This window comes from Streptomyces sp. NL15-2K (assembly GCF_030551255.1).
GTDB lineage: Bacteria > Actinomycetota > Actinomycetes > Streptomycetales > Streptomycetaceae > Streptomyces.
In genome coordinates, this window is record NZ_CP130630.1 from 6027907 (window position 1) to 6048371 (window position 20465).

At 70.8% G+C, this 20465-nt stretch carries 17 protein-coding genes; 16 read left to right on the top strand and 1 reads right to left on the bottom strand.

From position 1 onward, the window contains the following. Positions 1-161 precede the first annotated feature (161 nt). Genes Q4V64_RS27110 through Q4V64_RS27125 form a run of 4 tightly spaced genes read left to right on the top strand, consistent with a single transcriptional unit; the run spans position 162 to position 6537 of the window. Positions 162-3323 carry a DUF3604 domain-containing protein gene (locus tag Q4V64_RS27110; protein WP_124440033.1) on the top strand — a complete coding sequence of 1054 codons (3162 nt, stop codon included), beginning with the start codon at positions 162-164 and terminating at the stop codon, positions 3321-3323. 16 nt (positions 3324-3339) lie between these two features. After that, the gene (locus Q4V64_RS27115) at positions 3340-4347 is read left to right on the top strand and encodes an ABC transporter substrate-binding protein (RefSeq protein WP_172629189.1); all 1008 of its coding nucleotides are present in this window, start codon (positions 3340-3342) and stop codon (positions 4345-4347) included. A gap of 5 nt (positions 4348-4352) precedes the next feature. Next, positions 4353-5609: a betaine/proline/choline family ABC transporter ATP-binding protein gene (locus Q4V64_RS27120; protein WP_253266940.1), complete on the top strand. Its 1257-nt coding sequence runs from the start codon at positions 4353-4355 to the stop codon at positions 5607-5609. Beyond that, positions 5602-6537 (top strand): proline/glycine betaine ABC transporter permease, encoded by a 936-nt coding sequence (locus tag Q4V64_RS27125; RefSeq protein WP_124440030.1) that lies wholly within the window; start codon positions 5602-5604, stop codon positions 6535-6537. Before Q4V64_RS27120 ends, Q4V64_RS27125 begins: the two co-directional genes overlap by 8 nt. A 155-nt stretch (positions 6538-6692) precedes the next feature. On the opposite strand, the gene Q4V64_RS27130 is transcribed toward Q4V64_RS27125, so the two are convergent. After that, positions 6693-7280, bottom strand: a complete 588-nt coding sequence (locus tag Q4V64_RS27130) for an NAD(P)H-dependent oxidoreductase (RefSeq protein WP_124440029.1) — start codon at positions 7278-7280, stop codon at positions 6693-6695. Between the two features lie 592 nt (positions 7281-7872). Here Q4V64_RS27130 and Q4V64_RS27135 point away from each other — a divergent pair. The 12 genes from Q4V64_RS27135 (at position 7873) to Q4V64_RS27190 (ending at position 20440) form a co-directional block, all read left to right on the top strand. After that, on the top strand, positions 7873-8541 hold the full coding sequence (locus Q4V64_RS27135) for a response regulator transcription factor (protein ID WP_124440028.1): 669 nt from the start codon (positions 7873-7875) through the stop codon (positions 8539-8541). Between the two features lie 415 nt (positions 8542-8956). Beyond that, entirely contained in the window at positions 8957-9886 is a 930-nt protein-coding gene (locus Q4V64_RS27140) for an MBL fold metallo-hydrolase (RefSeq protein WP_124440027.1), read from the top strand. Between the two features lie 70 nt (positions 9887-9956). Continuing rightward, positions 9957-11075 carry a hydrolase gene (locus Q4V64_RS27145; RefSeq protein ID WP_124440026.1) on the top strand — a complete coding sequence of 373 codons (1119 nt, stop codon included), beginning with the start codon at positions 9957-9959 and terminating at the stop codon, positions 11073-11075. Between the two features lie 70 nt (positions 11076-11145). Further along, positions 11146-12210: an LLM class flavin-dependent oxidoreductase gene (locus Q4V64_RS27150; protein ID WP_124440025.1), complete on the top strand. Its 1065-nt coding sequence runs from the start codon at positions 11146-11148 to the stop codon at positions 12208-12210. A 21-nt stretch (positions 12211-12231) separates the two neighbouring features. Then, a complete protein-coding gene (locus Q4V64_RS27155) occupies positions 12232-13185 on the top strand; it encodes a 3-hydroxyacyl-CoA dehydrogenase NAD-binding domain-containing protein (protein ID WP_124440024.1) in 954 nt (317 codons plus the stop codon). Next, on the top strand, positions 13182-13922 hold the full coding sequence (locus Q4V64_RS27160) for an SDR family NAD(P)-dependent oxidoreductase (RefSeq protein WP_124440023.1): 741 nt from the start codon (positions 13182-13184) through the stop codon (positions 13920-13922). The genes Q4V64_RS27155 and Q4V64_RS27160 overlap by 4 nt, the downstream gene beginning before the upstream one ends. A gap of 104 nt (positions 13923-14026) precedes the next feature. After that, the gene (locus tag Q4V64_RS27165; protein WP_124440022.1) at positions 14027-14659 is read left to right on the top strand and encodes a hypothetical protein; all 633 of its coding nucleotides are present in this window, start codon (positions 14027-14029) and stop codon (positions 14657-14659) included. Between the two features lie 43 nt (positions 14660-14702). Further along, positions 14703-15164, top strand: a complete 462-nt coding sequence (locus tag Q4V64_RS27170) for a nuclear transport factor 2 family protein (RefSeq protein ID WP_172629188.1) — start codon at positions 14703-14705, stop codon at positions 15162-15164. 201 nt (positions 15165-15365) lie between these two features. Further along, on the top strand, positions 15366-16277 hold the full coding sequence (locus tag Q4V64_RS27175) for an NADP-dependent oxidoreductase (protein WP_124440021.1): 912 nt from the start codon (positions 15366-15368) through the stop codon (positions 16275-16277). Positions 16278-16482: 205 nt separating this feature from the next. After that, positions 16483-17712, top strand: coding sequence for an MFS transporter (locus tag Q4V64_RS27180; RefSeq protein WP_216377611.1), 1230 nt, complete (start codon positions 16483-16485; stop codon positions 17710-17712). A gap of 245 nt (positions 17713-17957) precedes the next feature. Beyond that, complete coding sequence (locus Q4V64_RS27185) at positions 17958-19229, top strand: beta-ketoacyl-[acyl-carrier-protein] synthase family protein (protein WP_124440019.1); 1272 nt, start codon at positions 17958-17960, stop codon at positions 19227-19229. Further along, positions 19226-20440, top strand: a complete 1215-nt coding sequence (locus Q4V64_RS27190) for a ketosynthase chain-length factor (protein ID WP_124440018.1) — start codon at positions 19226-19228, stop codon at positions 20438-20440. Before Q4V64_RS27185 ends, Q4V64_RS27190 begins: the two co-directional genes overlap by 4 nt. The last annotated feature ends 25 nt before the right edge of the window (positions 20441-20465 follow it).

A 20465-nucleotide genomic window follows, 5' to 3' on the forward strand; every position in this document is an offset into this window, starting at 1 on the left:
CGGATCCTATGGGTCCGGTCAGGAACTGGTCTTCCTCCGCCGGGCGTATCCGTTGTTCTCAGCGCTGTCGGGGCGGGATCGTTTTCCGCCATGAGGCGGGTTTCCGCCGGGAGGCAGCGCCGCCTTCACTTCTCAGCCTTCCTCTAAAGGGATGTCTCCCGATGACGAGCTGCTGCGGCATCGACCACCACCAGGCCGGCTACACCGAGCGCCAGCGGATGGATCTCGACCGCGTGCTCGCCTTCAACCGCCGACTGGCCGCCGCGATCGACGCGTGCACGGACATCTCGGCCGTCGTCGCCACGCTGGACCCGGACCCGCTGCGTTACATGTGGGTCGACGAGGGCGGGGGACGGCTCACCGAGTATCTGGCTGCCGGGGAACGGGAGTTGGGGGCCGCGGAGCGGCTCGCGGGGCATCGCAGGGTGCCTGGGCGGGCGGTGTGCGGACAGCGTTCGGCGGCCCGGCCGGCCGTCGCGGCGGCGGACGACGGCCGGGTCCTGTACGTGTGGGTCGAGTGGCAGGAGGACGTGGGGGAGCGCGTGGTCGCGGCGCTGGCGGACGCCCCGGGCGCCGAGGCGGTCCCGGTCGTGCTGGACGACGAGCCGTCCGACTGCTTCCGCCCGTCCGCCGTCTTCGACGAGGAGGGCGCCGCCTGGGTCTGCTACGGGCGGGCGGACGCGGACGGCCGGGTGGACGTCTGGGCCCACCGTCACGACCCCGCCTCCGGGTGGGGGGCCGCGGAGCGGGTCGGCGACACCGGTCACCCGTCGTTCAACCAGGAGATCGTCGCGCACGCGGACGGCGGCGTCGAGGTGGTGTGGCAGGGCCCGCACGGGGCGGGCTTCGGCATCTGGTCCCGGCGCCGGCACGGCGGGGTGTGGGGCGGGGTCCGGCTGGTCAGCGAGGGGGCGGCGGGCAACGCGTGGGATCCCGCGGTGGCGGCGCTGCCGGACGGCGGCAGCGTGTACGCGTGGTCGGAGTACGTGGCCGGGTCGTACCGGGTCGTGGTGTGCACGGGGGACACTACGACCCGGTACGACCCGGCCACCACGCTGGGCCTAGGCCCGGACACCCCGCGGGGCTTGGGACCGGACACCCCGCAGGTCCTGGGCCCGGTACGTCCGGTCAGCTCGGGCACCGACTACGCGCTGCACCCGAGCCTGGCGGTGACGGCGGACGGCGGGATCTGGTGCGCGTTCGACGTCATCGCGGTGCACGGGCACGGCGGTTCCGGCCCGACCCGGCTGCGGCCCGCGGCGGAACTCCCGGAAGCACCGCGGCTGGCCGGCATGCGGGACAGCGGCGACGCCGTACCGCCGGAGCTGCTGCCGGAGGTGACGGCCTCTTTGCGTGTGGTGCGCGTGACCGAGGAAGGGCTGCTGGAGCCCGAGGGCGTACTGGCCGAGGGGCTGGACGTGGTGCCGGGCGGGCTGCCCCGGCTGGCGGCGGACGCGTACGGCGGGCTGACGGTGGCGTACCGCACCCACCGGCGGCTGCCCCTCATGACGTACTACTGGGAGGCCGCCGCGCAGACGCTCGGCCCCGACGGCTGGTCGAAGCCGGTCACCTTCGGCGGCAGCGACGGGACGCTGGAGGAGGTCGCCGTGGCCCGCTCAGGGGAGGGAGTGGTGCTGGCCTGGCAGACCGACGGCCGCCTGGAGCGCAGCCTGACCTGGACGGAGGGCTTCGGCGGCCGGGAGTGCCCGGTGCTGCTGGAGCATCTGGGGTCGGTGGTGTGGCACGGCATGCACGGCGTCGGCGCGATCGCCACCGCGACGCTGCCTGCCGACGGCCGGCCCGCGCGGGCCGGCCGCCCCCTTGAGGTGGTGGCGAGCAGCGACCGCCGCGAGGCCCGTTCCTGGGCCGCCACCGCCTCCCCGCGCTACCGGACCGAGGTCGACGGCGACGAACTCACCCTGTACTGGGGGGACCTGCACCGCCACTCCCTGGTCAGCCGGTGCACCTCCGGTGACGAGCCGTCACTGGAGGACTTCTACCGCTACGGCTGGGACGTCTGCGACTACGACTTCTGGGCGGTCACCGACCACTCCGAGAACAGCAGCGCCTACCAGTGGTGGTCGATCCAGAAGATCGCCGACCTGTTCCGGGTCGACGGCCGCTTCGTGCCGCTGTACGGCTTCGAGTGGACCGGCAACACCGGCCACCAGAACGTGATCTACGGCTCCGAGGAACGCGGCGCGCCGATCTACTCCTCCTTCGCGGCCGGTTCACGGACGCCGGACGAACTGTGGGCGAGTCTGCGGCGCCATCCGCGCTATCCGGCCCTCACCATCCCGCACCACCCCGGCTCGGCGATGATCCCCTACGACTGGGACTACCAGGACCCCGAGTTCCTGCGCCTGGTGGAGGTGTTCCAGGCGTGCCGCGGCAACTACGAGGGGCAGGGCTGCTTCCGCCAGTACTCGGACGGCACGCTGGACGGGACGTTCGTGCTGGACGGGCTGCGCCGGGGGCACCGCTTCGGGCTGATCGCCAGCTCGGACCACGGCAACGGGGCCAGTTACGTCGGCGCGTATGCCGGAGAACTCACCCGGGACGGCGTGTTCGACGCCCTCCAGGCGCGCCGGGTGTTCGGCGCCACGACGCGGGACGTCATCGTCGACGTACGGGTGGGCGGCGCCTTCATGGGCGGCGAGATCCGGCACTCCGGGCCCGTCGACATCGAGGTATACGCCCGCGGGTTCCGCGACCTGGCGCGGATCGAACTGGTCCGCAGTGGCGAGACGATCCAATCGCTGTCGCCCGACCTGGGGCTGCCGGACGGCTGGGTGGAGCTGCCGCTGCGCGTGGAGTTCGGGGGCAGCGGCGTGACCACCGACTGGAGCGGGCGGCTGCGGATCGACGGCGGCAGGGTGGTGCGGACGCCGTACTGGGGCCCCGAGGTGACCATGGCCGACGAGCGCGAGGTGCGGTGGACGGCGTCCACCAAGTCCTTCGGGGAGCCGTACGGTTCGCAGCGCGGCGGGATCGAGTTGACCCTGGTCGGCCCGCCGGAGGCCACGGTCGACCTGGAGACCGCCCAGGGCGGCACCACCGTCGCCCTGGGCAAGCTGGCGGCCGGGGCGGTCGAACTGCCGGGCGGGGACGGCGGGCGGCTGTGCCTGGGCCGCGGCACCGGCGGGCTGACCTCGCTCGGCGGCACCGAGCGGCGACTGACGTGGACGGACGATCCCGGCGGCCCCGCGTTCTACTACGTACGTGTCATCCAGACCGACGGCGAGATGGCCTGGTCCTCTCCCGTCTGGGTCGACCCCGAGGAGCCGACGGGGCGTGAACCCTCAGCCGTCTCACCCTCCTGACAGGAGAACAGCTCCCATGCTCCTCTTCCGTGACCTTCCTGGCCTCTTGCGTTCGCTACGCGGCCGCCGCCACGTCCGCCGCAGCGCCCTCGCCCTGACCCTCGCCCTCCTCCTGCCACCGCTCCTCGCGGGCTGCGGCAGCGGCGACTCCGCTTCGTTCGGCTCCTCCGGGGGCGGATCGGACTCCGTCCGTCTCGTCCAGCAGCCCTGGGCGGACCTCGTCGTCGAGAACCAGATCGCCTCCGACATCCTCACCAAGCTCGGCTATTCGCCTTCCGTCCAGGACGTGTCGGTGCCGCTGGGCGCCCAGGCGCTGTCCACCGGCAAGGCGGACGCGTACCTCGGCAACTGGTGGCCCTCGCAGAAGCCCGTGTACGGCAAGCTGATCGACGACAAGTCGGTCGCGGTGACGGGCACGCTGCTCACCGGCACGCAGTACGCGCCGGGCATCCCGGGGGCGACGGCGAAGAAGCTGGGCATCACCTCCCTCGCGGACCTCGCCGCCCACGGCGACGAGTTCCACCACGAGATCCTCGGCATCGAGCCGGGTTCGCCCGGCAACCAGTACATCCTCGACGCGATCAAGAAGAACGCGTACGGGCTCGGCAAGTGGAAGCTGGTCCAGAGCAGCACCGAGGCCATGCTCGCCGAGGTCACCCGCCGGGTAGCCAAGGACGAGCCGGTGGTCTTCCTGGCCTGGCGGCCGCACTGGATGGTCGTGAAGTGGGACGTGACCTTCCTCGCCGACCCGCAGAAGGTCTGGCCGGGCGCCGGCCAGATCCGGGTGCTCACCCGGTCCGGCCTGAAGAAGGACGACCCGAACCTGACCCGTTTCCTGTCCCAGATCACCATCGACTCGGCGACCGCGTCCGCCTGGATCGACGCCTACGACAACAAGAAGCAGTCGGCCGAGAAGATCGCCTCGTCGTGGATGGCCGACCATCCGGAGGTCGTCAAGAAGTGGCTGACCGGAGTCAAGACGGTGGGCGGCAAGGACGGCGCCGCCGCCGTGGTCGGGAGCTGATCCACATGAGTACAGGACTCCCCACCACCCGGGCCCCGCTCGCGGACGCGCTCCCCTCGGCGGCTCCTCCCGTGATGATCGAAGGCTCCGGACTGAGCAAGGTGTACGGCCTTCCCGAGCGCCGGGGGGCCCAGCTGCTGGGCGGCGGGCGGGAGGCCGTCACCGCGGCCGGGGGAACCCTTGCCGTCCACGACGTCGACTTCACCGTCGGCCGGGGCGAGCTCTTCGTCGTCATGGGCCTGTCCGGGTCCGGCAAGTCGACGCTGCTGCGGATGGTCAACCGGCTCGTGGAGCCGACGTCCGGGACGCTGCGGATCGACGGCGCCGAGGTGACAGGCATGGACGCGGATGCCCTGCGGGAGCTCAGGAACCGCAGGATCAGCATGGTCTTCCAGCACTTCGCGCTGTTCCCGCACCGATCGGTGCGGGAAAACGCCGCGTACGGGCTCCGGATCCGGGGCGTCACGGCGAAGGAGCGGCTGGCGCGGGCCGACGCGGCCCTGCACCAGGTCGGCCTCGGGAACCACGGTGACGCACGCCCGCACGCCCTGTCCGGCGGTATGCGCCAACGGGTCGGCCTGGCACGGGCCTTGGCGACCGACGCCGACATCCTGCTGATGGACGAGCCGTTCAGCGCGCTGGACCCGCTGATCAAGCGGAACATGCAGGATCTGCTGCTGGAGCTCCAGGCGGAGCACCGGCGCACCGTCGTCTTCGTCACCCACGACCTCAACGAGGCCATGCGGATCGGCAGCCGGATCATGGTGATGAAGGACGGTGCCGTCGTGCAGTGCGGCACCGGGCCGGAGATCGTCTCCGCGCCCGCGGACGACTACGTGAGCGACTTCGTGTCCGACGTCGACCGGTCCCGGGTGCTGACCGCCTCAGCGGTGATGCGGCCCGCGCTGCTGACGGCACACGTCGGCGAGGCACCCGCGGACGTACTGGAGCGGCTGGCGAACGCCGAGGCGACCGGCGTCTTCATCGTGGACGACGACGGGCTGCTGCTCGGCGCGGCACGGGACCAGGACCTCGCCGACGCCCTGCGGGACGGCGAGCCGGATCTCACCGGGCGGGTGGGGGACGCGTATCGCACCGTACGGCCGGACCAGCCGCTGGCGGACTTCCTGCACCTAGCGGGCCAGGGCATCGTCCCGGTCGCGGTGGTGGACACCGCCGGGCGGCTGCTCGGCGTCGCACCCAAGGCGGCCATCCTGTCCGCTCTGGCCCAGCCGAGGAGGATCAGTCGTGCTCATGCCTAGGATCCCCGTCGGGGACTACGTCAACGACGGCATCCAGTTTCTCCTGCGCCACTTCGGCGGGGCGTTCGACGGCCTGTCGTCCGCCGTGACCTCGGTCGTGAACGGGGTGTACTGGATCCTGCACACGCCCTCTTCCGGGGTGCTGATCCCGGTCTTCGCCGTCGTCGCCTGGCTGGCGACCCGGCGCTGGCAGCTCGTGGTCTTCACGGTCCTGGCGTTCCTGCTCGTCGACTCCATGGAGCTGTGGACCGCCGCGATGCAGAGCCTCACCGTCGTACTGATCTCCGGTACGGCGGCCGTGGCGATCGGCGTGCCGATCGGGGTGTGGGCGGCCACCAGCGACCGGGCCGCCGCGGCGGTGCGGCCGGTGCTGGACTTCATGCAGACGCTGCCGGTGTTCGTCTACCTCATCCCGTCCGTGTTCTTCTTCGGCATCGGCGTCGTGCCGGGCACCGTGTCGACGACGGTCTTCGCCCTGCCCCCCGCGGTCCGGCTGACCGCGCTCGGCATCCGGCAGGTCGACAAGGAGATCGTGGAAGCGGCACACGCCTTCGGCTCACGCCCCCGGCAGGTACTGCGTCAGGTCCAGCTCCCGCTCGCCATGCCGTCGATCATGGCAGGCGTCAACCAGGTGATCATGCTGGCGCTGTCCATGGTCGTCATCGCGGGAATGGTGGGCGCGGGCGGACTCGGCGAGATCGTGGTCCGCGGCGTGACCCAGCTCGACGTCGGTGCCGGGTTCGAGGGCGGACTGGCGGTGGTGGCCCTGGCGATCTTCCTGGACCGGGTCACCGGGGGCCTCGGGACACCGGGTTTCCGCATCCCGAGCCTGCTCCGCCGCCGCGCTTCCGCGGACCGCACCTCCGCGGCGCCGGAAGCCGCGGCCCCGGCCACACCCGCGGCGGAACTGGCGAAGAGCACGTCCTGACGACTGACCACCACGGGCACGCCGCCCCAAGGACCACACAAGGCGACGCGCGGGGTGGCGCCCGCATCGGCGCGGCCCCGCGTTGTCAGTGGCCTGGTTCCGGACCCTGCCAGCGGCCTCGTTCCTGCCCGCGTCCGCTGCTCACAGTCTTCACCTCACGCCTGGTAGGGGCGTACGGCGCGGCCCTCACGCAGGGTCAGTCCCCACCACATCAGCTGGTCGAACATGACCGAGGCCGCTTTGGTGACGCTTTCGGTGTCCAGCGGGTTGCCCTCGTTGTCGAACCGCTCCCAGGCGTTGTGGAAGCTGACCGTGTCGCGGAGGGTGACGGCGTGCATCTCGGCGAAGACCTGGCGGAGTTGCTCGACCGCCCGCTGGCCGCCGGCCAGCCCGCCGTACGAGACGAAGGAGACCGGCTTGGCGCGCCACTCGCCGTAGACGTAGTCGATGGCGAGCTTCAGTGAGGCGGGATACCCGTGGTTGTACTCGGGCGTGATCACGACGTACGCCTCCTGGCCCGCGATGCGCCTGTCCAGGCGAGGGGCCCTCCCCGGGCCCTCCGCGGGTTCGAGGCTGAGCTTCAATTCCTCCACAAGGGCCGGTTCGGACAGGTCGATGACTTCGACCACCATGTCTTCGCGTCCGCGGGCCTGAGAGATGACCCAGTCGGCGACGGTGTCGGCGAAGCGTCCGGGGCGGACACTGCCGATGACGACGCCCACCTTGAGGGGGCTGCTGGACATGTGGTCCTCGGTTTCTGTGAGGGGACGGGGCGCGGGGAGGCCGCAAACTGACGGTTCACGCCGGTGCACCCGGTTCCGCAGATGCGGAAGTACCGAGAACCTAGAACCTCAAGTGCGATTCAGGTCAACCGGCTTCGGGGCAGGACGCGCCACACGCGAAACGCGAATGTCGGCGTAACGCAAGACCCAAACGTGCCTTTTCCCACGTTGCGCTCTGTGGTGGCTTCAACGCATCCTGCTAAGGCTGGCCGACATCTTTTGTCAGACCTTGCGGGAGACTTGACCGGTCAGTGATGACACGTGTCGGCAGGGAAGCGCAGTGGATGTCCCTGCGACTGGGAGGGGTCTCGATGCGGATCGTCCATGGACGCCGGAAGGTTTCATGGCCCGGTCGGCATGCCCGATGTACGGGTCGGCAAGCGCCCGACCGGCGCCTTCACGACGGACCTGAACACTCGTCACGTGACCGCACATGACTGACAGAGGATCTGCTCACTGTGCTCAGTCGGCATTCGCCTTCCGTACCGCCTGACAGACATCCGCGTCCCACGGCAGACGCCCGCCTGCCCGACAGCACTCCTGGCTGTGAGCCGTGAGACCCATACGGGTCCTTCTGGCGGGCGAGCACCGGCTGCTCCAGGACGCCATGGCGGGGCTGCTCGGGGCGCAGCGGGACATTCGCGTGCTGGCCACGGTCGCGAGTGCCTCCGACACGCTCTACCTGGCTACCGAGCTGCGGCCTGACGTCATTCTGCTGGAACCGTGGTCGACACCGGGCACCGTCCTGCACACGCTGCGCACCCTGCGCGGACTGGTACCCCAAACCGCCATCGTGCTCACACCGACGACCTGCGTGACCGTACCGGCCGTGCTGCGCGTCACGCACCGGATACTGCCTCGCGACGCCGGGCGGGAAGTGCTGCTCAAGACGGTGCGCACGCTGGCTGCCGGGGCCGTACGGTACCCGGCGGAGCAGCCGGCCTCCCCGCTCTCCCGGCGCGAGTCGGAGGTACTGAGCGCCGCCGCCGAGGCGATGACCAACCAGCAGATCGCCCGACTCCTGGGCATCACCACCGGAACCGTCAAACGGCATATGCACGCCGCATTCCGAAAGCTGGGGGCAGTGTCCCGTCTCGACGCGGTCTCCAAGGCATACATGGCCGGCCTGCTGCCGCTCGCCGCACCTCGCCCCAGGAACGGCTCGGTGCCGAAGGAAGAGGACGGGGACTCGAGTTCGCCGGCCCGCACCCGGGAGAGGTAACCAGATCTGCCGCGCGGCACCCGGCCCCATGCGGGCGTTTCGTGGACGGCGCGCCGCAGGCCGGGCGAACCGCGCTCGAAGAGCGGCGTTCACGCGGATCTGACACCGATCTGCCCCACGCCACACGTAGTTGTGGGAGTTCTGCACTACCTCACCGAGGCTTGATCCAAGACACCTTGAGCCGCGCTGCGCCGCCGCAGAAGCATGGACGCAGCTTCCGGCGCACGGAGCTGGAACACCACTGGACGGCGGCCCGGCCCGTATCAGCACGGGCCAAGTCACGTCTGCGCGACAGCGGGATGAGATCGCGCCCTCCTCCACCGGTGAAGGACAGGGCCGGTGCGACGCAGGCGTGCAGCTGCCCTTCGCCCGCGCCTCAGGGCGGCCGACGACGGAACGAGTCAGGAGTACTCCCATGGGAACAGCAGCCGAAAGCCGCCGTGCGCCGGTCTTCCGTGTCCAGCAGGTCGCGGAGCACGTCTTCGCCTACGTACAGCCCGACGGCGGATGGTGCCTGAACAACGCGGGGATCATCGCCCCCGCCGGTCATACGGCCCTGATCGACACGGCAGCCACCCAGGTCCGGGCACGGGCGCTCAAGGAGTCGGTGGGCCGGATCACCCGGACGCCTCCCCGATACCTCGTCAACACCCATCCGCACGGCGACCACACCTTCGGCAACAGCCAGTTCACGGACACCGCCGTGATCATCGCCCATGAGCGGACCCGTGCGGAGATGGCCGTGGCAGGACTCCATCTGACCGGACTGTGGCCCGACGTCCACTGGGGCGAGATCGCCGTGGAGCTCCCCGCCCTGACCTTCCGCGACCGGATGACGCTGCACCTCGGTGACATCCCGGTCGAACTCCTGCACCTGGGTGTCGCCCACACCACCAACGACACTTTGGTCTGGCTTCCGGAACAGCGGGTCCTGTTCACAGGGGATGTCGTCATGTCGGGCGTGACCCCCTTCTGCCTGACCGGTTCCGTAGCAGGCTCCCTCGCGGTGATCGAGGAGCTCCGGGCGCTGGGAGCCGAGACGGTGGTGTCCGGCCACGGACCCGTCGCCGGACCGGAGATCCTGGACGAGACGTGCGGATATCTGCGCCTGGTGCAGCGGACGGCTGCCGACGGCCTCGCCGCGGGCCTGAGCCCCCTGGAGGCCGCGCGCGAAACCGATCTGGGGCCGTACGGCGATCTGCTCGACGCCGAGCGGCTGGTGCCCAACCTGCACCGCGCGTACGCGGAGGCGCGGGGGGAGGCCCTCGGTAGCCGACTCGACGTCGAACAGCTCTTCGCATCGATGGTCGAGTACCACGGGCGCCTGCCGGAGTGCGCGGCCTGACCCGTTGCCGCCCGCTGCCGGGCCGGGTGGACCCGGCCGCCCACACCTCGAAGCGCACAGGAAGGAACCCATGCCATCCCAGCCGACGCCCAGCGCCCAACTGCCCGTTCTGGCGGAAAAGGCCGCGGAGACGGCGCTGCTCCACGCCGCCGAGGCGGACTCGGCGCGCGCACTGCCGTCACCCGTCGTCGACGCGATCCTGGAAGCCGGCTTCGCACGTCACTTCGTCCCCCTGGAGTGGGGCGGCACCGCCGGCACGGCCACGGATCTGCTCAGCGGCGCCGCGACCCTCGGCGCGGGATGCGCCTCCGCCGCCTGGTGCGCTTCCGTCATCGCCGGGGCAGCCCGGATGGGCGCCTGTCTGCCGGTCGAGGGCCAGCGGGAGATGTGGGCCGACGGACCCGACACCGTGATCGTCGGCGCCCTCATGCCCCGCGGCACGGCTACCAGGCACGGCGACGGATGGCTGGTCTCCGGGGAGTGGGACTTCACCAGTGGCGTCGCCATCTCCGACTGGGCCCTGGTCTGCGCCCAGGTGCCCGGCGAGGACGGGCCCGAGACAAGGTTCTTCGCATTACCGCGCGCGGACTACCGGATCGCCGACACCTGGCACCCGCTGGGCATGAGAGCGACGGGCAGCAACACCCTGATCGTCGAAGAGGCGTACGTCCCCCGCCACCGGGGTTTCCTGCGCGAGGCCATGCTCAAGGGCGTCGCCACCACCTCTGTCGCACGCTGCCACACGGTCCCGCTGCGTGTACTCAGCGGACTGCTGTTCGCCGCGCCGGCCCTGGGAGCGGCCCGCGCCGCGCTGGACGCCTGGTTGGCCCGCACGGCCGGCCGTGCGGGCCAGGAACCCGGCCCGCGCCTCGTCGCCGCCCGGGCGGTCGCCGGCATCGACACGGCCGAGCTGTTGCTGCGCCGCGCGGCGCAGGTGGCGGACGCCGCCTCGCCGAGTACCACCGAAGAACTGCGCAACCCGGCCGACTGCGCCCTGGCGGTCGAACTCCTGCTGGACGAGGTGGAACGGCTCTACCGCACGGTCGGCACCGCGGGGCAGCTGCCGCCCGGTCCGCTCCAGCGCGTCTGGCGTGATGTGCACGGCATCGCCGGCCATGTCGCCCTCCGGTTCGATCCTGCGGGCGTCGCCTACGGAGGGCACCTCCTCAGCGCCGCGGCCCGCCCCTGACTGCCGCGTCCCGCCCGCCCGCGCGACGTCCCGCCCCGCTCTCACCCGATGACACGACAAGGAGCACAGGATGAAGTTCGGCATCGTTTTCTTCCCCACTGTCGGCCCTGAGGACAAGTCCGCCGAGCAGTACTTCGACGAATGCCTGCGCCTCGTCGACCTCGCCGAAGAGCTGGAACTGCTCCACGTGAAGATCGTGGAGCACTACTTCTTCCCCTACGGCGGCTACAGCCCCGACCCCACCACCTTCCTGGCCGCGGCTGCCGGTCGCACCAAGCGCCTGCGGCTGGGAACCAGCGCCACCATCCCCGCCTTCCAGCACCCGGTGAAGCTGGCCGGCAAGCTCGCCATGCTCGACAACATCTCCAAGGGCCGGCTCGACGCCGCCCTCGGCCGAGCCTTCCTGCCCGACGAGTTCAAGGCATTCGGCGTGCCGATGGACGAGAGCCAGGACCGCTTCAAGGAGGGCGTCGAGGCGATCAAGCGGCTGTGGACCGAGGAGGATGTCGTCTTCGAGGGGCGGTTCCACCAGTTCGGCCCCGTCACCCTGCTCCCGCGTCCCGTGCAGCAGCCGCACCCCCCGGTGTTCGTCACCACGGCCCGCAGCGCCGAGTCCTGCGCGGCCGCCGGACGGGACGGCCACCATCTCCAGACGGTGCCCAACGTCATGTCCACCGAGGAGCTGCAGAACAGGCTGGACGTCTTCCGCTCCGAGCGGATCGCGGCGGGGCACGCCCCGGGCAGCGAGCAGATCCACTTCAGCTATCCCTGCGTCGTCGCCGACGACGGTGGGAGCGCCCGCCGTATGGGGCGTTACGACGACGACCGGAACACGGCGGCGATTCACCAGGCCGTGGCCGCCTGGGGGAACACCACCAGCTCGGCCTATCCGGGCTACGAGAAGCTCTTCGCGGCCACCCGGGAGTCGCACTTCGAGGACAAGCTGGCCGCGCGCAAGCTCCTCATCGGCTCCCCCGACCAGGTGCGTGCCGACCTGGAGCAGATCGCCGAGTGGTTCGGCGACGACATCGTCATCAGCCTCGGCGTCCACTCCGGCCATCTCTCCTTCGAGCAAGCCGCCACCACCATGCGGCTGATGGCCGAGGACGTCATTCCCAAGCTCTTCCACCGCTGAATGCGCGACAGGGAGCACACCATGACACAGCAGCGACGTACCGTGACCGTCATCGGAGCGGGCACCATCGGACTGGGCTGGATCACCCTCTTTCTCGGCCACGGGATGCGGGTACGGGTCAACAGCCGTCGTCCCGAAGCGCCCTCGGCCGTCCGCCGGGGCATCGAACTGTTCGCCCCCTTCCTGCCCGAGGGCACCCACGACCCCCGTACCTTCGATTCCCTCCTCACCTTCGAACCGGACCTGGAACGAGCGGTGGCCGGCGCCGACGTCGTCGTGGAGAACATCCCTGAGAACCTGGAGCTCAAGCGGGAGTTGTTCGCCCGCATAGGCAAGGCGGCTGGGACCGGTGCGCTGATCCTCTCCTCGACCTCCACCTTCAGCCCCGACGACCTCGGCACGCTGATGGCGGACCCCTCCCGCCTCGTGGTGGGCCACCCCTTCAACCCGCCCCACGTGGTGCCGCTGGTCGAGGTCGTCGCCGGTGAGGCGACCGACCCCGCCGCCGTCGAGGACGCGGTCGCGTTCTACCGCGAGGCGGGCAGGACTCCCGTCGTGCTGCGGCGGCCGATCCTCGCCTTCGCCGCCAACCGCCTCCAGTCCGCTCTGTTGCGCGAGAGCGTCCACCTCGTGCGAGAGGGCGTGGTCACCGTCCAGGAGCTGGACGAGGTGGTGACCAGCTCCATCGGGCTGCGCTGGGCCACCGTCGGGCCCTTCCTCGCCTTCCACCTGGGCGGTGGCGAAGGCGGTCTGCGCCAGTGGCTGAACACGCTGGGCGCCGGGCTGGAGCAGGGCTGGGAGCTGCTGGGCCGGCCCCCGATGGACAAGGACACCATCGCGACCCTCATCGCCCAGGCCGACGACGCCTTCGGTGACCGGTCCTACGACGAACTGGTCCGGGCCCGGGACACCCGGCAGAACGCCGTGCTCCGGGCCCTGGCGGCGGCGAACACCGAGCAGGAGCGGACGCCATGACGCAACTCAGCGGCAAGACGGCCGTCGTCACCGGTGGCACCCGGGGACTCGGCTCACGTATCGCCCGGATGTTCCTCCAGGAGGGCGCCGACGTCGTCGTGGCCTCCCGGGAGCAGGGCGACTGGCGTGCGGAACAGGAGGCGGACGGTGACCGCGTCGCGTTCCACCCGGTCGACGTTCGCGATCCCGCCTCCACCCGGGACCTCATGAGCGCCGCCGCCGACCGTTTCGGTGGCGTCGACATCGTGGTGGCGAACGCCGGCGTGAGCCGCCCCGGAGCGGTGGAGAAGCTCGCCCCGGCGCACTGGGCGGAAGTGCTCGACACGAATGTCACGGGCGCCTTCCACTGCGCCCAGGCCGCCGTCCCGTATCTGCGGAAGAGCCCGGCGGGCCGCTTGATCACCGTCTCCTCGGTGCTCGGCAGCCGGTTCGCGCCCGGCGCTGCCGCATACGGCGCCAGCAAGGCGGCGGTGGAGGCGTTCACCAAGGTCCTCGCCGTCGAACTCGCGGCGGACGGCATCACCGCCAACTGCCTCTCGCCCGGCTTCATCGACGAGGGCATGGGCGTACAGCTCAAGCAGAACGAGGCGGTCTGGCAGAAGTACCGGACCAAGCTCGCCTCCGGCCGCATGGGCCGGGGCGACGAGGTGGCATCGGCGGCGGTCTTCCTGGCCGGCGACGACAGCTCCTATGTGAACGGCCATGTCCTGGAGGTCAATGGGGGCCTCCTCTGGTGAGACGGCCGCCCGCAGGCCGCATGACGACCGGCGTTCCCCCGCCCGTACCCCGGGCCACGGATCCGCACGGCCAACCCGATACGCACACTACAAGGAGTACTCCCATGAAGAAGACCAGCCGCTGGAAGGCCCGCACCGTCCTCGCCGCGCTCTTCGCCGTGACGGCGCCCCTGGCGCTGGCCGCCGCCCCGGCGTCCGCGGCCGAGTCCCAGGTCGGCTATCTGTGCCAGGCCTACCGAGAGGGCGCCTGGATGTCCTACAGCTCCACCCGGACCTGGGACGTCGTGGCCCCGGCCACAGTCTCCGCCGGCGCGCCGTTCGACGTTTCCTACGAACTGTCGTCGTTCACCCTCAACCCCGAGTACCAGCAGGAGGTCCGCGAGATCACGGTCGGGGTCACCCTGCCCGAGGGCAGTGAGCTGGTGGACGTCGCGCTCTCGGGCGGCAGCAACCTGGGGGACTCGCAACAGACCGTCGAGGTGGAGGACGACACGGCGTACATCACCGCCAGTGGGCCCTTCTTCGGTGGCCAGACCTTCCAGCTCCCGGTGATCACGGCCACCGTGACGGCGCCCGAATCGGGTGTGCTGACCACCGAGGCCGCCGGTACGGACTTCGGCGACCCGGGTCTGGCCCTGCGGTCGCTGGACCCCACCACGTCCGAGTTCAACCCCACCCAGTGCTACCCGGACCCCGCGACGCCGGTGACGCTGTCGAGCACGACCGTACAGCCCTGACCAGTTCCGAAGTCCCGTACCAGCACAGAGAGGTGAGACACAGATGAGCGTTCCCAGCGCACCCGCGGTACCGGCGAGGGACGACTTCGTGACGGCGGAGCTGTACGCCCGGATCCAGCAGTTCTACGCATGGCAGATGGGACTGATCGACGACCGCAAGGCCGAGGAGTGGGCCGCCACCTTCGCCGAGGACGCGGTATTCGAAGAGGCCAGCCGGATGGAACCGCTGCGGGGCCGGGCGGCCATCGCCGCGTCCTGCCGGAAGCGGGCCGACCGGTTGGAGGCCGAGCAGACCGACTTCCGGCACTGGCTCGGAATGCTGGATGTGCGCGCCCAGCCGGACGGCACCCTGCGCACCCGTTCCTATGCCCTGGCGATGCGCACCCGGCTGGGCGGGCCGCTGGAGATCTTCGCCAGTGTCGTCTGCCGGGACCATCTGGTGCCCGACGGCAACGGATGGCTGGTGCGGCATCGCAGCCTTCAGCACGACGGCTCCGGGCAGTAGGTCTCACCTCCGGGCAGTGGGTCTCCCCGAGGTTCCGGGAGCCGACAGCCGGGAGGCCGCGTACGAGGGCCGGGAGGGGGTGTCCAGCTCCCTCCCGGCCTGTCCCGGTCCCCTTGACCTCAACTGCGCTTGAGGAACCAGAGTTGATCCAGTCCTTCCGCCGGACCGGGCGGCGGGGAACGCCACGAAAGGTTGTCTTCCATGCGAGCAGCGGTATTTTCCTCCTTCGGGGGCCCCGAGGTACTGGAGGCGGTCTCCGTCCCGGCGCCACAGGCCGGACCGGGGGAGGTACGGGTCAAGGTCCGGACCGCGGGGGTTCAGCCCATCGACTGCGCGGTCCGCTCCGGCCGCCGCGCTCCTGGCTTCGCCATCGAGTTCCCGCACATCACGGGGGGCGAGTTCGCAGGGATTGTCGACCAGACCGGTGAGGGAGTGCTGGGCGTCGAGGCCGGCACCGAAGTGCTGGGTTTCCGCACCCAGCACACCTATGCCGAGTACGTGGTGGTCCCGGCCGACCAGGTGGTCGCCAAGCCGGTCTCCATGCCCTGGGACGTCGCGGGGGGGCTGTCCGGGGCCGGGCAGGCGGCGCATACGGCGGTGGAGGTCCTGAGGGTCGGGGAGAACGACACCTTCCTCGTCAACGGTGCCGCCGGCGGGGTCGGTACCGTCGCGGTGCAGATCGCCCGCTCGCTCGGCGCCACGGTCATCGGTACCGCGAGCGAGGCGAACCACGACTACCTGCGCGAGCTGGGCGCGATCCCGGTCACGTATGGGGAGGGCCTGGTCGAACGGGTCCGGGAGCTGGCTCCGCACGGCGTGGACGCGGCGCTGGACGCGGCGAGTGCGGATGGCCTGCGGGCCGCGGTGGAGCTGGTCAAGGACATCGACCGGGTCGGCACCATCACGTCCGTCGAGGCCTACGAGCAGCTCGGCGCCCGCTGGATCGGGAGCCAGCGTTCGGCGAAGCGGCTGGACGCCCTGGTGTCGCTCTATGTGCAGGGGACGCTGCGCATCCACGTGCGGGCCACCTATCCGCTGGAGCAGGCGGCCGAGGCGCACCGTGACGTCGAGTCGGGCCATGGCAGGGGCAAGGTCGTCCTGACGGTCGGCTGATCCTGCCGCCGTCCCGGGTGCGCGGGGCACGCACCCGGGGCGTCGTCCGCTTCCTTGGCTCCCCTGCCCGGCATCCGTCAGAAACCGAGGTACCTCTCATGGATCATTCGTCCCGCAATGCCTCGGGCGTGCGCGCCCGCCGGGGGCGGCCCGCTGCCCCCGCCGCGTCATGACCGGTCGTGCCGAGCCGCCCTCCGGTGAAACGGTGGCCACGCCCGGGGCAGGCCCTCCGGGCGGGCAGGCTCCCGGGCCGAAGGAGCCGCGCCGCACCGGTGCGCTGGTCACGCTCCTGCTCGCCTCCACGCTGGGGGTCATGGCGGGCTCGGTCATCTCCCCCGTGGTGGAGGTGATCCGCGGCGACCTCGGAATCAGTGGTACCGAGGCCGGCCTCGTCGTGACCGCCCACGCGCTGGCCGTCGCCGTGGTCAGCCCGCTGGTGGGCCGGCTGATCGACCGCAGGGGGGTACGGACACCACTGGCCTGGGGCCTGGTCCTCTACGGACTCGGCGGGTCCATGGGCCTGTTCGCCACCTCCTATCCGGTCCTGATAGCAGGCAGGCTGGTCTTCGGCATCGGGGCCGCCGCCGTCTTCACGGGCACCACCGTCGCGTTGCTGCAACTGTTCCAGGGACCCCGCAGGGACCGGGTGATGGGCTGGCGGTCGGCGGCCAACAGCGTCGGTGGTGTGATGTGGCCGCTGCTGGGCGGTGCGCTCGGAGGGATCTCCTGGCGTGCCCCCTTCGCGGTGTACCTCGTCGGACTGCCGCTCGGCCTGCTGGCGCTGCTGGTCCTGCCCCGGACCCGGGGCAATCCCGCGGCCGGCACCGGCGGGCTCGTCACGCTGGTGCGGCGCAGTCCCGTGCTCCTCGGCTTCTACGCGCTCCAGGCCGCATCGTCCGTATTCCTGTACGCCATGGTGGTGTTCCTGCCGCGGCGGCTCGCCGAACTCGACATCCGCGAACCGCTCATGGTGTCGCTGTACTCCGTGGTGGTCACCAGCGCCGTCGGCAGTCTGGTGGGGCTGGTCTACGCGGCGGTGCGCGCCCGGCTCAGCTATCCGGCCCTGTTGCGCGTCGCCGCCCTCGCCTGGGCCGGTGCCTTCCTGGTCCTCGGCACGGCCGGCCACCCCGCGCTGCTGCTGGCGGGGCCCGCACTTCTCGGGATCGGTCAGGGACTCTCGCTGCCCTCGCTCACCGTGCTGATCAACGAGAACGCGCCCAGTGCTCTGCGGGGCCGCGCGGCCGCGCTGGCCGGGACCGTCATCTTCGGCGGCCAGTTCCTCTCCCCCCTGCTGCTCGGGCCGGTGATCGGGGCCACGTCGAGCACGACGGGGTTCCTGGCCGCGGCGGGCCTGGCCACGCTCATCGCAATCGTCCTGCTCTTCGCCAGGATGCCCTCCGCGGGGGACGAAATCTCTTCCGGTTTCCGGACGTAGAATTCATCGGCCGGTAACAGGCTGGAAAAGCTCCGGGATCGGAGCGGAAGTTCCGACTTCCGCTCCGGTCCCGGAGCTTTTTGCATGCCGCCCCAGCTGCATGACAATACGTGAACCAAATTGACGAAGCTCTGCACTTGTTCATATTGAAGCCCTGGGCCGCGCCGAACAAGAATGTTCTCAGAGGCGAATTCAGCTGTGGAGGATGAACGACGTATGCGAATTTCCTGGTCTCTGGTGTCCGTATGAGCGGCCGACGCGTGGTCATCACGGGCATGGAGGTGCTGGCACCCGGAGGAGTCGGCGCCAAGAACTTCTGGAGTCTCATCAGCGAAGGCCGCACAGCGACGCGCGGCATCACCTTCTTCGACCCCACGCCCTTCCGCTCCAAGGTGGCGGCGGAAGTCGACTTCGATCCGTGGGAACACGGCCTCGGGCCACAGGAGATCCGGCGGATGGACCGGGCCGCCCAGTTCGCCGTGGTCGCGGCGCGCGGCGCGGTCGCCGACAGCGGCATCGTCCCCGGCGAGGTCGACCCGTACCGTGTCGGCGTCACCGTGGGCAGCGCGGTGGGCGCCACCATGGGCCTCGACGAGGAGTACCGGGTGGTCAGCGACGGGGGCCGGCTCGAACTGGTGGACCACGCCTACGCGGCCCCCCATCTGTACGACTACCTGGTACCCAGCTCCTTCGTGGCCGAAGTGGCCTGGGCGGTGGGCGCGGAGGGCCCCAGCTCCATGGTGTCCACCGGCTGCACTTCCGGGATCGATTCTGTGGGATATGCCGTCGACCTCATTCGCGAGGGATCCGCCGACGTCGTGATCGCGGGCTCCGCGGACGCCCCGATCTCCCCCATCACCATGGCCTGTTTCGACGCGATCAAGGCGACCACTCCGCGCAGTGAAGCGCCCGAGTCCGCCTCCCGGCCGTTCGACGGAACCCGAAACGGATTCGTGCTCGGAGAGGGATCCGCAGTATTCGTCCTGGAGGAGCTGGAGAACGCCAGGAGCAGGGGAGCACATATTTACGCGGAGATAGCCGGCTATGCCACGCGCAGCAATGCCTATCACATGACCGGGCTCCGTCCGGACGGCGCGGAAATGGCCGAGGCGATCCAGGTGGCACTGGACGAAGCCCGGATGCCGGCCGAGGCCATCGACTACATCAACGCCCATGGCTCGGGCACCAAGCAGAACGACCGGCACGAGACGGCCGCGTTCAAGAAGAGCCTTGGCGACCACGCGTACCGGACCCCGGTGAGCTCCATCAAGTCGATGGTCGGGCACTCGCTCGGCGCGATCGGTTCCATCGAGATCGCGGCCTCCGCCCTGGCCATGGAGCACAACGTCGTACCGCCCACCGCGAACCTGCACACCCCGGACCCCGAGTGCGATCTCGACTACGTGCCGCTCGAAGCCCGGGACCAGGTCACGGACGCCGTCCTGACGGTCGGCAGCGGCTTCGGCGGCTTTCAGAGCGCCATGGTCCTGGCCCGGCCCGAGAGGAGGACGGCATGACAGCGCCGGTGGTGGTGACCGGACTCGGCGTTGCGGCACCCAACGGACTCGGGACGCAGGACTACTGGGACGCTGTCTGCGGCGGCAAGAGCGGCATCGGCCGGATCACCCGGTTCGATCCGACCCCCTACCCGTCCCGGCTCGCCGGAGAGGTGCCGGGTTTCGTGGCGCAGGAGCACCTGCCCAGCCGTCTGCTCCCGCAGACCGACCGGATGACCAGGATGGCGCTGGCCGCCACCGACTGGGCTCTGGCGGACGCCGGAGTGCGCCCGCAGGAGATGGCCGCCTTCGACATGGGCGTGGTCACCGCCAGTTCCTCGGGCGGATTCGAGTTCGGGCAGAACGAACTGCGCAAACTCTGGGGTCAGGGCAGCCGGCACGTCAGTGCCTACCAGTCCTTCGCCTGGTTCTACGCCGTCAACAGCGGCCAGATCTCCATCCGCAACGGCATGAAGGGCCCCAGCGGCGTCGTCGTGAGCGACCAGGCGGGCGGCCTCGACGCGGTCGCGCAGGCTCGGCGGCAGATCCGCAAAGGCACGCCCCTGGTCGTCTCCGGGGCGGTGGACGCCTCGGTCTGCCCGTGGGGCTGGGTGGCCCAGCTCGCGAGCGGACGGCTGAGCCGCAGCGAGGAACCCGCCCGCGCCTATCTGCCGTTCGACGCCGAGGCGGCGGGACATGTCCCCGGAGAGGGCGGCGCGATCCTGATCCTGGAGGAGGCCGCGGCCGCCAGGGAGCGTGGTGTGAAGCCGTACGGACGCATCGCGGGTTACGGGGCGACGATGGACCCGAGGCCGGGCAGCGGACGTGAACCGGGGCTGCGCAAGGCCGTCGACCTGGCCCTCGCGGACGCCGGCACGACCCCTTCCGAGGTGGACGTGGTTTTCGCCGACGCCGCGGCCGTACCGGAGTTGGACCGGGCCGAAGCAGCCGCCCTCAGCGCCGTCTTCGGCGCCCGGGGCGTCCCGGTCACCGCGCCGAAGACGATGACCGGCCGCCTCTACTCGGGAGCCGCCCCCCTGGACCTGGCCTCGGCGTTCCTCGCCATCGGCACGGGGCTCATCCCGCCCACCATCAATGTGGAACCGCTGGTCGCCCACGACCTCGACCTGGTCACCGGACGACCGCGTACCGCCGACGTGCGCACCGCACTGGTCCTGGCCCGCGGACACGGCGGGTTCAACTCCGCGATGGTCGTCACCGCCGCCGACTGAACCTGCCCCGACCCGCACCCACCCA